The following is a 14,646-nucleotide window of genomic DNA, read 5'->3' on the forward strand; positions in this document are numbered from 1 at the left end:
AGTTTTATATTTACTGATAGTGTTACATTCAAATAGCTGAAGGACAGCAGTAAACTCTTGGTTTATCCGTAGTAAACTGTCGGTTTATCCGTAGTAAACTGCTGATACAGTCGTTGTTTCATTAAAAATTGTAGCTGACGCCTACTTCGAAGGCCGTACCTTCCTTGAAACGTTCCACTTCGACGTATTCGCCAGTCTTGGGTACTTCCTGTTTGAAGACCACTGCCCGGTTCAGCAGATCGCTTACCTGGAGGCGGGCACTGAAGTGACGGTTGAAGCTGTAGCTGGCATTGAAGTTCAGCGTATGGACAGCCATCTGGTCGATATCGCCCAGCTGTGACACGCCGACCGCATGGATGCGCTTGCCCTGCAGGTTGTAGAGGAGCGACAGGTTGAGCTGACGTTCTTCATCGAAGCGGGGCGAGTAAGTAAGGTCGGCATTCAGCAGGATGGGCGAGGCTCCTTGCAACGAGCGGTCCTTGTTGGTGTAGGCACCGCCTTCGGGCAGTTTCACGTTGGTGTACATATAGGAGACGTTGGCACCCAGGCGCAGGTCGCGTACCAGCTGTTTGCGGAATTCGAGCTCCACGCCCGTCGCCATACCCTGGTCGGCATTCTGGAAAGAGTGCATGGTGGCTCCGCCCTGCAGCTTCTGGATACGTTCGATGGGGTTGTCGAGGAATTTGTAGTAAACCGTGGCCGAAAGCATGTCGCCGTTCTGGCCGAAGCGTTCGTAGCGCAGGTCGAAGTTGTAGTTGTAGCCGTTCTGCAGCTCCTCGTTACCGCGGATCTGTGCCGAACCGTAGGATTCCTGATAGAGGAAGGGAGCCATCTCGATGAACGAAGGGCGGGTCACGGTGCGCGAGAGCGACATACGCAGGTTGTTCCGCTCGTTCATGGTGTATTTCAGATTGACGGTGGGGAAGAAGTCGTTCTTGTTCAGGTCGCGGCGGCGCTGGTACTTCTGGTCACCTTCGATGGCGTATTCCACCCATTGCTTGGTCAGCTCATAGCGAAGGCCCACGTTGACGAGCAGGGAGCTGAGCGGATAGAAGTCCGTCTGGATGTAGCCCGCATAGATGTCCATACCGGCGCGGTAGGTATCGTGGGGCTGCATCTTGCGTTCGATGACGATGCTGCCGTTCTCCACATTCTCCTGATTGAGGAAGCCGTCGGTGTCGTAAATGTTGTCGATGGTGGGGTTCAGCTTGTTCACGTTGTAGTAGAAACGGGTACCCATATAGTCGCGGTCCTTGTTCTTGTAGGCCACACCCATCTTAATAAAGTTCTGTTCCGTCCAGTTGTACTTCAGGTCGAGGTTGCCCACCCATTCCTCTTCGTTCAGTTCGCCGAAGTAGCGCATGGTTTCCTGGCGGTTCAGCTTGAAGAGCTGCAGGTTGCCGTCATCGTCCTTGGTGAACATCACCTGTCGGCGGTCGGGTTCTTCACTGCCCGTCTTGCCATAGGAGCCTGCCCAGTTCAGTTCCCATTGGCTGCCCAGTTCATGATAACCGTTCAGCTGATGGTTTTGCAGGGTATAGATGTGGGTGATGTCGTTGCTGCCCCACAGATTATGCCCTTCGGCGTCCACACCTTCGCGGTTCTGATAGGAGTCGCTGGCATTGCGGGCATAGAAGAAGGTATAGCCGATACGGTCGTGCTGGCGCAGGGTATAGCCCACGGATGCCAGAGCTGCCATTTTCAGTGTAGAGGTGTATTCGTCGTAGGTGAAGTCGTTCTGTACGTTGCCTGTGGCTTCGAGTGTCTTGTAGAAGGCATCGTCCATCCGTTGGGTTTCGTTACTGAGGCTGAAAGAACCCAGTACACTCAAGGTCTGTTCGCCCACGGCGAAGTTGCGTCCGAAGCCCAGGTTACCTCCGAATTCGGGCAGGGCTGTACGCTTGTCCACATCGAAAGTGGTATTGAAGATGTTGTGTTGTGTTACATATTCGTCGAAGTCCAGCAGCGGCATGTCGTATATCTTTTCGTCGAGCGAGGGCGTCTTGAAGAGCGTACCGTCGCGGTCCATCTGGTAGAAGTCGCGTCCCAGGGTATTGAACCGTCCTCCAACATTGAAGCTGGCGGTCAGGAATTCGTCCGTTACGTTCTCCTTCGTACTGATATCAATGTGTGCACCGCTATAGTCGGCAAAAGCACTGGCATCATAGACCTTACTGACGGTGATGTTCTGTATCGTACTCGAGGGGAAGAGATCGAGCGGAATAAGCTTGTTGTCGGGATTGGGTGAGGCGATGGGAAGTCCGTTCAGTGTGGTGGAGCTGTAGCGGTCGCCCAATCCACGAACAATGAGCTGTCCTGATTCGGCGATGGAGATACCTGTAATCTGTTTCACACCCTCCTGTACGTTGCCGATGCCCTTTAGACTCATCTCTTTGGCACCCAGATTCTCAATGGCCAGTGTAGCTTTCTGTCGCTCGACCTGCAGGGCACGTTCGCCTTCCAGATTCTTTTTGGCCACGACAGATACCTCACTCAAGGTCTGGGCATCCGTATCCATCTCGAAGTTCAGAACCGTTTCGCCCTTTACCTTTACCTGGCTGGCGTTGATATCCACATAGCCCACGTAGCGCACCACGAGATCGTACACGCCGTCGGGCACGTTGAGTGTATAGTTGCCGTCAATGTCGGCCACGGCACCTTGGGTGCTTCCGGCTATCTGTACGGTAGCTCCGGTCAGCGGTTCTTTTGTCTGTTTGTCTGTAATGGTTCCTTTGATGTTACCTGCCAAGGCAGTCATGGCAGAAAGGGTAAGGAACAAAATAAGGAAGAGAATTTTTCCCAAATCTGTTTTCATACTCATCTTTTAAACGTTTCTTTTTTCCGCTGCAAAGATGAGGAGATGGGGTTACATGCGTGTTGCGCTGTGTGTACAAGTCTGTTTCGGAAAAGTTACGGGCGTATTACAAACCCGTCTGAACCCCTCAAACACCTATATAAGATGAGTCGTATACTGATGTACCATGACTATACGACTCATGCCACATCAGTATACGACTCATGTATGGTTTGTTTCGTCCCTGTTAAAGAGTTTTCCGCAAGTCCTCGAAATAGGTGTCGAGCAACGATTTGGCGGCAACAAACGAGGTAAGATTGCCCTGCAACACCTGCTGCTCACGGTCGGCCAGCATCGACTGGATTTTCGGATTGTGATAGAAACTGTCTTTCAGGTGTTCGTTGATGCTCTCGTACATCCAATATTTGCTTTGTTCGTTGCGACGGTAATCGAAATAACCGTTGGCCTTCACAAAGTCGATATACTGATAGACCATGTCCCAGATTTCTTTTACTCCTATATTATAGAAGCCCGAATAGGTAAGTACCTGGGGTGTCCAGCCACTCTCGGGAGCCGGGAACAGATGGAGCGCATTGCGGAACTGTGCGGCGGCCAGACGGGCACGCTCCACATTGTCGCCGTCGGCCTTGTTGATGACAATGCCGTCGGCCATTTCCATGATGCCACGCTTGATGCCCTGCAATTCGTCGCCCGTACCGGCCAGCTGGATGAGCAGGAAGAAATCGACCATGGAGTGAACAGCCGTCTCGCTCTGTCCTACACCGACGGTCTCGACAAAAATCTTGTCGAAGCCTGCCGCCTCGCAGAGGATAATGGTCTCACGCGTCTTGCGCGCCACACCTCCCAGCGAACCTGCCGAAGGACTGGGGCGGATAAACGACTTGGGATGCACGGAAAGTTTCTCCATACGGGTCTTGTCGCCCAAGATACTGCCCTTGCTACGCTCACTGCTGGGGTCGATGGCTAAAACCGCCAACTTACCACCATACTGTTCGAGCACATGGAGACCGAAAACATCAATTGAAGTACTCTTGCCTGCGCCAGGCACACCACTGATGCCTATGCGGACAGAGCTTCCCGAATAGGGCAGACACTTCTCAATGACTTCCTGTGCCACGGCCTGATGTTCGGGCTTCACACTCTCGACCAACGTAACGGCCTGACTGAGAATGGTTACATCGCCTCCTACGATGCCATCCACATATTCGGCTACGGAGAGTTCACGCTTCTTGCGGCGTGGACGGTCCTTCAGATAAGGATTTACGGATGACGGTTGCTCAACGCCGGCATTGACGGTCAAGCCCTTATAGGCTTCATTGTTTTCGGGATGTTCCATAGTTATTTGGCTTTAATGTTGATGGTTACTTTCGGATGGGTCGGGTCGTTGGTTATCAACAACAGACGCAAGTGGCGGCGATGCTTGCCGATGTTCCGCTTGGTGACTGACACCCGCAGACGGGTCGATTCGCCCGGAGCCAAGCGCGTCTTCTTCAGACGGACGTTGACAGCCGGATGGAATACCTGCAACTTACTGATCTGCAAAGAAGAGCGACCTGTATTAGTCAGCACGATGTCCTGATGCGCCCGTTTCTTGTGAGCCAGCGTCTTGCTCAAGTCGATGCTGTCGGCCGAAAGGCTGATGACAGGTGCATTCAGACGCTCGGCTTCCGTCAAGTTGGAGAAATCGGGCAAAAGGATGGCCGAAACAGGTATTTCGTTCTCCTCCCCTACCTTATCGCCCAAGAAGCGTGACAGGTAGACTGACGACTGGGTCAAGCCCAAATCGGCCAGCTTTTCGGAATTCAACGTCAGCTTGACAGTACCCCGCTCGCCCTGTTGCAGGACTTCGGGCTCGCACTCCATCTCCAGATAAGGAGGCAGATGCATCAGCACTGGCTCGTAGGCCTTGTCGGAAAGGTTCACTACGCTGAGGTACATCACGGGATGTTCGCCGCGTTGTATGTCGGGAAAATCTATTTCGTTCTTGTCGATGCGTATCTGTCCTATCTGATAAGGATGCGTACGGGTAAAGTCAGTGATTTCGGTCACCACTTCGCCGTCGAACTTCAGATACACCACATGTGGAGCCGCATTGGTAAAAATGGCCACCGACTTCTGAAAACGGCCCAAAGCCTTGGCATCGAAAGTTACGTCTACCGTTCCTTTTCCGCCGGGGGCGATAGGTGTCTGTGTCCATCGGGCATCCGTACAGGCGCAGTCGGGCTCCACTTCGCTCAGGACAAGAGGCTCGTCGCCTGTATTGGTAATGGTATATTGCACCGTGACGGGATGCTTCCACTCAATCTGTCCCAAATGTTGCATCTGGGTACTCGACGTGAAGCGTGCCTGTCCTGCGGCACCTGCCACAAGACCCGTACAAAGGGCTATCAGGGAAAATATTCTTTTCATCCGTAGATCATTATCTTGATTATTGCCGCAAATGTACAAATTTCGGGCCGAAGAAACACCCGCCGTCACACATTTTAGGCAAGATTTAGATTCAACAGCCTGCCACTCCCTCCTGCCCGCCTTGCGGCCGCCTGAAAGGAAAGCATTGCTTTCGCCTCCGAAAAGCATTGTTTCAGGGAGAAGAAAACAATGCTTTCTCCACCCGAACCTGCCACGAAGGAAACCATCACTCCTACTTCCGCCGACGGTGCAGGAAGAACCAGCGCAGGATGGAAGCGGGAATGGTATGCGTAAAGGAGTTGACCTCATCGCTACGTTCGTCGACTCGGGCAAAATAACGGGCCGCATCCTTGTCGGAGAGCACGCCGTCGGCCTGCATCTGGCGGATGGTACGGCGTTCGTTGCTCAGTACCATGCGGATGGCTTTCTGCGTCAGGGCATGGTTGTAGGCCTTGGGGAAGTCGGCCGACAAACGCTCGATGACACGGTTCATGCTCGCGATGTTGTGCTCCACTTCCTGACGGAGCGTCTGCAGAAGTCCGAGCTGGTCGGCCTGTACGACTCCCGAAGAGGCCAGTTCGTCGAGCAGCTTCAGATCCTCGCGTTGCAGGATGATGAAGCCGCGCCCCAGGTCGTAGATGACCATGATGCGCTCTCGGAAATAAAAGCCCGTCCAACGGCTGAAGTAGGGCAACTTCTGCATGCGGTAGAGGGCACGCGTACGCCCGCAGAAGTCAAAAATGGAGTGACGCACGTCCAACGCCCAGGCGCCGTCGTGGTCGTAAAGCTCGTCGAGTGAGTTCATCAGGCGGCGGAAAGCTGTCTGCGAAATGATGCCCTCGTCGTAGATTTCACGGCTGAAAGCCTTTTCACGGTCGAGCACCCGCAGACGCAGCTCGGCCAATACATCTTGCGAACGGGCTACAGACAATGGCCCCGCTTCAGGCGGAAGAGCCACATAGCCGGCCACTTTCTCCCAATTGGCTCCGGCCAAAGGTTCGCGGCTTCGCAGGCGTTCAAAATATTTCTCGGCACTCTCGTGGATGCGCTCCTGCACCCGACGCTCCATCAGTACCCGAGCCGAAGGTACATGAATCAGGCCCAACTTGAGGAGCAGCCAGCGTGTAGTGGTGGCATTGACACAAAGCGTAAGCGTCACGATGCCTGCCGTGAAGAACAGAATCTGGCTGCGTATCTCCTCGGGGATGGCGGGCGTGTAGGACACCATCAAGGCCAGCGTCATGCCCAGCGCCCCTCTCAAGCCGCCCCAAGTAAGGATAACCGACTCCCGCTTGCTCAATCCGTAACCCAACCGCTTCATCAGCGGATAGAGCAGCATGATCATGGCAAAGCGGAAGAGGTTCAATCCCACGTAGATGAGCAGCAGCACGCCGAAGTGCGACCACGTGAAGTCTACCTTGACGGCAATGACCACACCCACGATGATGAACACCAGCGTATTGGCCATATAGGTCAGCAGGTCCCAGAAGCTCTCCATAAACTCGTTGACCTGCGGTTTCAGGCGGGGTTTGCCCACATAGGAAATGGTCAATCCGAAAGCCACCAGCGCAATGACGCCCGACAAGCCCAGGTAATATTGCGACAGGATGAACACCAGATAGGCCGAAAAGATGATGGCACTGTTTTGGATAAGCGTCTCGGAGTTGATGCGCGTAATGAACCAGATGACCAGCCGTGCGGCCATAAAGCCCAGCAGCACACCGCCCGCCACCACCTGGAAGAACTGCACGACAGGCGACACCTCGCTCTGTCCTGCCACGGTATAGACACCGAAAAAGAGCATGAAACAGACGATGCCCGTGCCGTCGTTGAGCAACGACTCGGCATCGACCAGCGTCGAAAAGCGCTTGCTCGTCTTCAGTTCGTGAAGCAGAGCTACCACCGCCACAGGGTCGGTAGCACTGATCAAAGCGCCGAACATCAGCGCAAAGGCCCACGTCCACTCCCCATAGCCGGGCACCACGGCGCAAATCCCCATCAGCAGCAGGGCCGTAAGCAACATGCAGACAATGAGCCCCGGCACGGCCAGCAGCGTAGCGTTGGCCAGCGTCTTCTTGAAAATATGCAGGTTCAGTTCATAGGCCGCATCGAATATCAACACGGGCAGGAAGATGTAAAGGATAAAGTCGGGATTGATATTGGCCACCCCCGTCAGCGCTTCCTCCACCTGCGGCAGAGAATGAAACAATCCATAGCGGTCGGCCAGCCCCACCAGCAAACCGAAGGCAAACAAGGCCACCGTATAAGGCACGCGCGAACGGCGCAACAAAGACTTCAGCAAAGCACCGACCACCAGACCTCCGATAGCCAGCAACAAAGGCATAAGCAAGGCAAATTCTTCCATAGGACCCAATATCACAATAAAAAGTTAACTCTTGCAAAGATAATACAAACTGAGAGAAGCACAAAGCAGAAAAGGAAGTTTTCCACCTTTCCACACGAAGGCATTTCCTGCCTTATGCGACAATCAAGAAAAAGAAAGCCGAGAAGCCGACAACGACAATTATGTCATTGAAAAAGAAGCGGAAATAATTACGAAAACATTTGCACGTCTCGAACAAAAGCAGTACTTTTGTGCCCGATTATTCCGCACCGGGTCCGACAAAGAGCTTTCCAAGTGATTGGAGACCACCCGACGGAGCTAACTTATACATTATATATAAGAAATGTACGCAATTGTAGAAATCAACGGCCAGCAGTTCAAGGCAGAAGCTGGCAAGAAGCTGTTCGTTCACCACATTCAGAACGCAGAAGCTGGTGCAACAGTAGAATTTGAAAAAGTTCTTTTGGTAGACAAAGACGGAAACGTAACAGTAGGCCTGCCTACCGTAGAAGGTGCCAAAGTAGTTTGCGAAGTGGTATCTCCGCTGGTAAAGGGCGACAAAGTGCTCGTTTTCCACAAGAAGAGAAGAAAAGGCTATCGTAAGCTGAACGGTCACCGTCAGCAGTTTACGGAGTTGAACATCAAAGAAGTAGTAGCTTAATCAATCTAAAAACAGTAAGAAGAAATGGCACATAAAAAAGGTGTTGGTAGTTCTAAGAACGGCCGTGAATCAGCAAGTAAGAGATTAGGCGTTAAGATATTCGGTGGCGAAGCTTGCAAGGCAGGCAACATCATCGTTCGTCAGAGAGGTACAGAATTCCATCCGGGCAAGAACATCGGTATGGGTAGTGACCACACTCTCTACGCCTTGGTAGACGGAACAGTACAGTTCAAGGTAGGTCGCGAAGACAGACGCTACGTATCTGTAGTTCCTGTAGAAAGCGCAGAAGCATAAGTTTTTGCAACATAACAAGAAAAGACCCGAGGGATGCAATCGAAAAAACGGTTGCATCCCTTTCTTTTTAGGAAAGAATGAGTTACCTTTGCCGCACGAAAACAAAGAAATAATTCTTAACCGAACAAGATATGCTTACCATCAAACAAATCACCGAAAACACAGACGCGGTAGTACGCGGACTGGAGAAGAAGCATTTCAAGAATGCCAAGGAAGCCATCGAACAAGTATTGGCTCTGAACAACAAACGTAGAAGTACACAAACTTTACTCGATAACAACCTCGCCGAGGTGAACACCCTGTCCAAGTCCATCGGCCAGCTGATGAAGGAAGGCAAGAAGGACGAGGCCGAAACCGCCAAAGCTCGCGTAGGCGAACTGAAGGAAGCCAACAAGACCTTGCAGGCAGATATGGACCAGGCCGCTCAGGACCTGCAACAACTACTCTACACCATCCCCAACGTGCCCTACGACGAAGTGCCCGAAGGTGCTACGGCCGAAGACAACCTCGTGGTGAAAATGGGCGGTATGGAAACCGAGCTGCCCAAGGACGCCCTGCCCCACTGGGAACTGGCAAAGAAGTATGACATCATCGACTTCGACCTCGGCGTGAAGATTACCGGCGCAGGTTTCCCTGTCTATAAAGGAAAGGGTGCCCGCCTGCAACGTGCCCTCATCAACTTCTTCCTTGACGAAGCTCGTGCATCGGGTTATACCGAGATCATGCCGCCTACAGTGGTGAATGCCGCTTCGGGCTACGGCACAGGCCAGTTGCCCGACAAGGAAGGACAGATGTACCATTGCGAAGTAGACGACCTCTACCTCATCCCCACGGCCGAAGTGCCTGTGACGAACATCTACCGCGACGTCATCCTCGACGAGAAGCAGCTCCCCATCAAGAACTGCGCCTATACCGAGTGTTTCCGCCGCGAGGCAGGCTCCTACGGTAAGGATGTACGTGGCCTGAACCGTCTGCACGAGTTCTCGAAAGTGGAGTTGGTGCGCATCGACAAGCCCGAACACTCCAAGCAGAGCCATCAGGAAATGCTTGACCACGTGGAAGGCCTGCTCCAGAAGTTGGAGTTGCCCTACCGCATCCTGCGCCTCTGTGGTGGCGACATGAGCTTCACGGCCGCCATCTGCTACGACTTCGAAGTATATAGCGAAGCACAGAAACGCTGGTTGGAAGTAAGCTCCGTATCCAACTTCGATACCTATCAGGCCAACCGCCTGAAGTGCCGCTACCGCACAGCCGAGAAAAAGACCGAGCTTTGCCACACGCTGAACGGCTCCGCACTGGCCCTGCCGCGCATCGTGGCCGCCCTGCTGGAGAACAACCAGACGCCCGAAGGTATCCGCATCCCCAAGGCACTGGTGCCCTACTGCGGCTTCGACATGATTGATTAATAAGGAAAAATGAGAATTGAAAATGGAAGAATGGCAATTCATTCTCCATTTTCAATTCTCTATTAGCAATTCAAATAATTCTAACCCAAACAATCTATTCATCATGAATGCAAATAACAAAAGTTTCGCATTGCCGCTGACCTTCATCGGCATCATGTTCTTTGCCATCGGCTTCGCGCTGGGCATCAATTCACTGCTTGTACCTGTTCTGCAAGGATCACTGGGCATCTCGAATGCTGCTTCCTATCTGATCATTGCCGCAACGTTTATTCCTTTCCTTGTATTCGGTTATCCTGCCGGACTGACCATCAAGGCCATCGGTTACAAGCGTACCATGTCGCTCTCGTTCATCATCTTTGCCGTGGCATTTTATTTGTTCATTCTCTCGGCCGACTACAAAAGTTTCAGCCTTTTCCTGCTTGCATCATTCATCAGCGGTGCTGCCAACGCTTATCTGCAGGCCTCTGTCAATCCCTACATCACCATCCTGGGCCCGCTGGAAAGTGCAGCCAAGCGTATCAGCATCATGGGTATCTGCAACAAGTTGGCATGGCCCATCCCGTCCATCTTCATCGTTTGGTTGCTGGGCAAGGACGTGAACCTCATTGGTATTGAAGATCTGAACAAGCCGTTCATCATCATCATCTGTGCTTTCGTAGCCCTGGGCATCATGGCTTTCTTTGCTCCCCTGCCCGAAGTGAAGGCCGAAGGTGAGGACGAGGAAGATACTTCATCCAGTGCTTCCAGCTATGCAGCTAGTAAAACATCTGTTTTCCAGTTCCCTCACCTGCTGCTTGGTTGCCTAGCCTTGTTCCTCTACGTGGGCGTTGAAACCGTCTCACTGGGTACATTGGTAGACTATGCCAACTCTCTGGGCCTTGAAGGTGCTGCCAATTATGCATGGATTGCCCCCATCGGCATTGTCATCGGTTACATTTGCGGTATCATTTTCATTCCGAAATACATCAGCCAGGCCGCTGCATTGAAGATTTGCTCCATCCTGGCCGTTATCGGTTCGTTGCTCGTGGTACTGACTCCTCAGAACATCTCCATTTATTTTATCTCGTTCATGGCACTGGGATGTTCATTGATGTGGCCCGCCCTGTGGCCACTGGCTATGGCCGATTTGGGTAAATTTACAAAGGCTGGCTCGTCACTGCTCATTATGGCCATGTTCGGTGGTGCCGTCATCCCCACTCTCTACGGATGGCTGAAAGACGTGACCAGCCCCCAGCAAGCCTATTGGCTCTGCCTGCCGTGCTTCCTGTTTATCCTCTATTATGGAGTATCAGGATATAAGATCCGCACGAAGTAAGATTCAGATTTTAGAATTCTGAAAACAGAAGTTAAGGAGTTAAGCCCAATGTCGTTTTTTCACATACCAAGGCATTGGCTTAACTCCTTAACTTTTTAATTCCTCATCCCCTCCACAACTCCCCTTCCTCAAACTTTCTTTCCCTTCTTTCTTTGATTTTAACAAATAAGCCGTATCTTTGCAAAACTATCAATCTGAAAGCAATTACGTAATTATACAAACAAAATTAGTGGATAATGAACAAAATCATTAGCAAAGAACAATTTTCAGAAAAAGTGTTCAAGTTCGAAGTGGAAGCCCCGCTCATCGCCCGTTCGCGCAAGGCAGGTCACTTCGTCATCGTACGTGTGGACGCCAAAGGCGAACGTATGCCGCTGACCATTGCCGGAGCCGACGTACAGAAAGGTACCATCACGCTGGTGGTACAGGAAGTAGGTCTCTCGTCCACCAAGTTATGCCAGTTGAGCGAAGGAGACTATATACTCGACGTGGTAGGTCCGCTGGGACAGGCTACCCATATTGAAAACTTCGGTACGGTTGTATGTGCCGGCGGCGGTGTGGGTGTCGCACCGATGCTGCCCATAATCCAGGCATTGAAGGAGGCCGGCAACCGCGTGATTTCTGTTCTGGCCGGCCGCACCAAGGACTTGATTATCCTCGAAAATGAAGTGCGGAAATCGTCGGACGAGGTTATCATCATGACCGACGACGGCTCGTATGGCAACAAAGGCCTCGTAACCGAAGGCATCGAGAGCGTCATCAAGCGCGAAAAGGTGGACAAATGTTTCGCCATCGGCCCTGCCATCATGATGAAATTCTGCTGCCTGCTCACCCAAAAATACAACATTCCGACAGACGTGTCGCTGAACACCATCATGGTGGACGGAACGGGCATGTGTGGTGCCTGTCGCATCACTGTGGGCGGAAAGACGAAGTTCGTCTGCGTGGACGGTCCTGAATTCGACGGCCATCAGGTGGAATGGGACGAAATGTTCAAGCGCATGGGATCGTTCAAGGACGTGGAGCGCGAAGAGATGAGTCATCTGGAAGCATCAGTCTGCCATGCCACACCACAAGAGGAAGCATCGGCCGAAACGGCTACCACAGAAAGAGCCATGACATCCAACACCCCGATGGAAGAACTCCTCGACCGCAAAGCTCCCTGGCGTGAGGCCCTGCGCAAGAGCATGAAGCCGAAGGAACGTACTGCCATTGCCCGCTGCCCGATGAACGAACTCAACCCCGTCTATCGTGCCACAACCCGCACGGAAGAAGTGAACACAGGCTATACCAGAGAACAGGCCATGACCGAAGCCAAGCGTTGCCTGGACTGCGCCAACCCGACGTGTATGCAAGGCTGCCCCGTCAGCATCAACATTCCCTCGTTCATCAAGAATGTGGAGCGTGGTGAGTTCCTCGAAGCCGCCCGTGTATTGAAGCATACCTCATCCCTACCCGCCGTCTGCGGACGCGTCTGCCCGCAGGAGAAGCAGTGCGAAAGCCAGTGTATCCACCTGAAGATGAACGAACCCGCCGTGGCCATCGGTAACCTGGAACGCTTCGTGGCCGACTATGAACGCGAGAGCGGCAACATCATCCTGCCCGAACTGGCTCCCAAGAACGGCATCAAGGTGGCCGTCGTAGGTTCAGGCCCTGCCGGCCTGAGCTTTGCAGGCGACATGGTGAAGTATGGTTATGATGTCACCGTCTTCGAAGCCCTGCACGAAATTGGCGGTGTACTGAAATATGGTATTCCCGAATTCCGCCTGCCCAACAAGATTGTGGACGTGGAAATCAACAACCTCGAGAAGATGGGCGTGAGGTTCGTCAAGGACTGCATCATCGGTAAGACCGAAAGTGTGGAAGAGCTCCAGAAGGAAGGCTACAAAGGCGTGTTCATCGCCTCGGGTGCCGGCCTGCCCAACTTCATGAATATCCCCGGCGAGAACTGCGTGAACATCATGTCGAGCAACGAGTACCTGACACGCGTCAACCTGATGGACGCCTCCAACCCCGAGACCGACACCCCCATCAACCCCGCCAAACGCGTTATGGTGGTAGGTGGAGGAAACACAGCCATGGACTCCTGCCGTACAGCCAAACGCCTGGGCGCCGAGAAAGTATACATCGTCTATCGTCGCAGCGAGGCCGAAATGCCCGCCCGACTGGAGGAAGTGAAGCACGCCAAGGAAGAAGGCATCGAATTCCTGACCCTGCACAATCCGCTCGAATACATCGCCGACGAGAAGGGAGCCGTCAAGCAGGTCATCCTCCAGCAAATGGAGCTGGGTGAACCCGATGCCAGCGGACGACGCAGTCCTGTGCCCATCCCCGGTGCTACCGTCACACTCGATATCGACATGGCTGTAGTAGCCGTAGGTGTATCGCCCAACCCCATCGTGCCCAAATCCGTCAAAGGACTGGAGCTGGGTCGCAAGAACACCATCGCCGTCAACGAACAGATGCAGAGCAGCATCCCCACCATTTATGCAGGTGGTGACATTGTGCGCGGCGGCGCTACCGTCATCCTCGCCATGGGCGACGGACGACGTGCAGCCGCATCCATGCATCAGCAACTGAAGCGTTAAAATCCACAACCCCTCATACCCACAGCAAGCTGTATCAAAGTCGAAGAAGCAAAGTGCAACAATGCTCTCCGGTTTTGGTACAGCTTCTGTTTTATACCCTTCCCTGTAGCCTACTGCCAGCCTCAGCCAAAATCAAAATGACAGAAATACGAAGAACAACATTACAAACATATTACAAAATATGTATATTTCCCTATAAAATAACAGCCAAAACTTGATACAGGTCAAGAAATGACAGTTCAACAAGCAAAATCCCATCATTTTGCTTTTATGTTATAAAACATAGCCATATATTTGCACCGGTAAAAAGAAAGAGACCGACAACCGGTTATAGTCTCAATAGGTATTAGAGATTTAAAGATTAGTTTTTAGGATTAACAAAAGAGGAAAGATTATGAAACGTTTAGGATTAACATTAGCGGCAGCATTCTGCCTGACAGCTGCAACTTTTGCAGCAGGTAACCAACCTGTAAGCGAAACAGCCAAATGGGAAAGTACCACCAACGTAGCCAAGCTGAGCAAGTATCTGAACCTGGACGCCAAACAACATCAGGAAGTAGCCAATATCTGCGAATACTTCGACAAGGAAATGGCACGTGCCACTACTTCCAAAAAGAATCGTGAAGAACTGCTGCGCAATGCTGTATACAGCAATCTGAAGTTGATGAAAAAGACATTGGACGCCAAGCAGTATGCCGACTACACAAAGGTATTGAACGTCACATTACGCAACAAAGGCATTGACATCAAATAAGAAGATAAGAAGGATTTTCTGAACACAAACATTACATTAACTGACTATAAATCAAGAAAG

10 protein-coding genes are annotated in these 14,646 nt (G+C 52.2%); 6 read left to right on the forward strand and 4 right to left on the reverse strand.

Going from position 1 to position 14,646, the window contains the following annotated elements; all coding sequences use genetic code 11:
• Window positions 1–121: 121 nt before the first annotated feature.
• The 4 genes from RDO88_RS02960 to RDO88_RS02975 all read right to left on the reverse strand — a co-directional run bounded on the left by RDO88_RS02960 (window position 122) and on the right by RDO88_RS02975 (window position 7,589).
• Window positions 122–2,821 (reverse strand): TonB-dependent receptor domain-containing protein, encoded by a 2,700-nt coding sequence (locus tag RDO88_RS02960; protein ID WP_307757940.1) that lies wholly within the window; start codon window positions 2,819–2,821, stop codon window positions 122–124.
• A 220-nt stretch (window positions 2,822–3,041) separates the two neighbouring features.
• Window positions 3,042–4,151 (reverse strand): methylmalonyl Co-A mutase-associated GTPase MeaB, encoded by a 1,110-nt coding sequence (meaB, locus tag RDO88_RS02965; RefSeq protein WP_307757941.1) that lies wholly within the window; start codon window positions 4,149–4,151, stop codon window positions 3,042–3,044.
• Between the two features lie 2 nt (window positions 4,152–4,153).
• The gene (locus tag RDO88_RS02970) at window positions 4,154–5,224 is read right to left on the reverse strand and encodes a DUF1573 domain-containing protein (protein ID WP_307757942.1); all 1,071 of its coding nucleotides are present in this window, start codon (window positions 5,222–5,224) and stop codon (window positions 4,154–4,156) included.
• A 232-nt stretch (window positions 5,225–5,456) separates the two neighbouring features.
• On the reverse strand, window positions 5,457–7,589 hold the full coding sequence (locus RDO88_RS02975; protein WP_307757943.1) for a cation:proton antiporter: 2,133 nt from the start codon (window positions 7,587–7,589) through the stop codon (window positions 5,457–5,459).
• A gap of 322 nt (window positions 7,590–7,911) precedes the next feature.
• On the opposite strand from RDO88_RS02975, the gene rplU reads away from it, so the two are divergent.
• The 6 genes from rplU (at window position 7,912) to RDO88_RS03005 (ending at window position 14,586) form a co-directional block, all read left to right on the forward strand.
• Window positions 7,912–8,229 (forward strand): 50S ribosomal protein L21, encoded by a 318-nt coding sequence (rplU, locus tag RDO88_RS02980; protein WP_288315946.1) that lies wholly within the window; start codon window positions 7,912–7,914, stop codon window positions 8,227–8,229.
• A gap of 24 nt (window positions 8,230–8,253) precedes the next feature.
• Window positions 8,254–8,523 carry a 50S ribosomal protein L27 gene (gene rpmA, locus RDO88_RS02985; protein ID WP_307757944.1) on the forward strand — a complete coding sequence of 90 codons (270 nt, stop codon included), beginning with the start codon at window positions 8,254–8,256 and terminating at the stop codon, window positions 8,521–8,523.
• A gap of 131 nt (window positions 8,524–8,654) precedes the next feature.
• On the forward strand, window positions 8,655–9,929 hold the full coding sequence (gene serS / locus RDO88_RS02990) for a serine--tRNA ligase (protein WP_307757945.1): 1,275 nt from the start codon (window positions 8,655–8,657) through the stop codon (window positions 9,927–9,929).
• A 103-nt stretch (window positions 9,930–10,032) separates the two neighbouring features.
• Window positions 10,033–11,244, forward strand: a complete 1,212-nt coding sequence (gene gluP, locus RDO88_RS02995; RefSeq protein ID WP_307757946.1) for a glucose/galactose MFS transporter — start codon at window positions 10,033–10,035, stop codon at window positions 11,242–11,244.
• A gap of 236 nt (window positions 11,245–11,480) precedes the next feature.
• Window positions 11,481–13,832 (forward strand): bifunctional dihydroorotate dehydrogenase B NAD binding subunit/NADPH-dependent glutamate synthase, encoded by a 2,352-nt coding sequence (locus RDO88_RS03000; RefSeq protein ID WP_307757947.1) that lies wholly within the window; start codon window positions 11,481–11,483, stop codon window positions 13,830–13,832.
• 394 nt (window positions 13,833–14,226) lie between these two features.
• The gene (locus tag RDO88_RS03005) at window positions 14,227–14,586 is read left to right on the forward strand and encodes a hypothetical protein (protein ID WP_307757948.1); all 360 of its coding nucleotides are present in this window, start codon (window positions 14,227–14,229) and stop codon (window positions 14,584–14,586) included.
• Window positions 14,587–14,646: the final 60 nt, after the last annotated feature.

The sequence above is a fragment of the uncultured Mediterranea sp. genome (assembly GCF_902493215.1).
GTDB lineage: Bacteria > Bacteroidota > Bacteroidia > Bacteroidales > Bacteroidaceae > Bacteroides.

What these genes read in the sequence shown, in the direction of transcription:
- RDO88_RS02960 (WP_307757940.1), bottom strand. Translation starts at nt 2,821, where the DNA reads ATGAGTATGAAAACAGATTTGGGAAAAATTCTCTTCCTTATTTTGTTC.
- meaB (WP_307757941.1), bottom strand. Translation starts at nt 4,151, where the DNA reads ATGGAACATCCCGAAAACAATGAAGCCTATAAGGGCTTGACCGTCAAT.
- RDO88_RS02970 (WP_307757942.1), bottom strand. Translation starts at nt 5,224, where the DNA reads ATGAAAAGAATATTTTCCCTGATAGCCCTTTGTACGGGTCTTGTGGCA.
- RDO88_RS02975 (WP_307757943.1), bottom strand. Translation starts at nt 7,589, where the DNA reads ATGGAAGAATTTGCCTTGCTTATGCCTTTGTTGCTGGCTATCGGAGGT.
- rplU (WP_288315946.1), top strand. Translation starts at nt 7,912, where the DNA reads ATGTACGCAATTGTAGAAATCAACGGCCAGCAGTTCAAGGCAGAAGCT.
- rpmA (WP_307757944.1), top strand. Translation starts at nt 8,254, where the DNA reads ATGGCACATAAAAAAGGTGTTGGTAGTTCTAAGAACGGCCGTGAATCA.
- serS (WP_307757945.1), top strand. Translation starts at nt 8,655, where the DNA reads ATGCTTACCATCAAACAAATCACCGAAAACACAGACGCGGTAGTACGC.
- gluP (WP_307757946.1), top strand. Translation starts at nt 10,033, where the DNA reads ATGAATGCAAATAACAAAAGTTTCGCATTGCCGCTGACCTTCATCGGC.
- RDO88_RS03000 (WP_307757947.1), top strand. Translation starts at nt 11,481, where the DNA reads ATGAACAAAATCATTAGCAAAGAACAATTTTCAGAAAAAGTGTTCAAG.
- RDO88_RS03005 (WP_307757948.1), top strand. Translation starts at nt 14,227, where the DNA reads ATGAAACGTTTAGGATTAACATTAGCGGCAGCATTCTGCCTGACAGCT.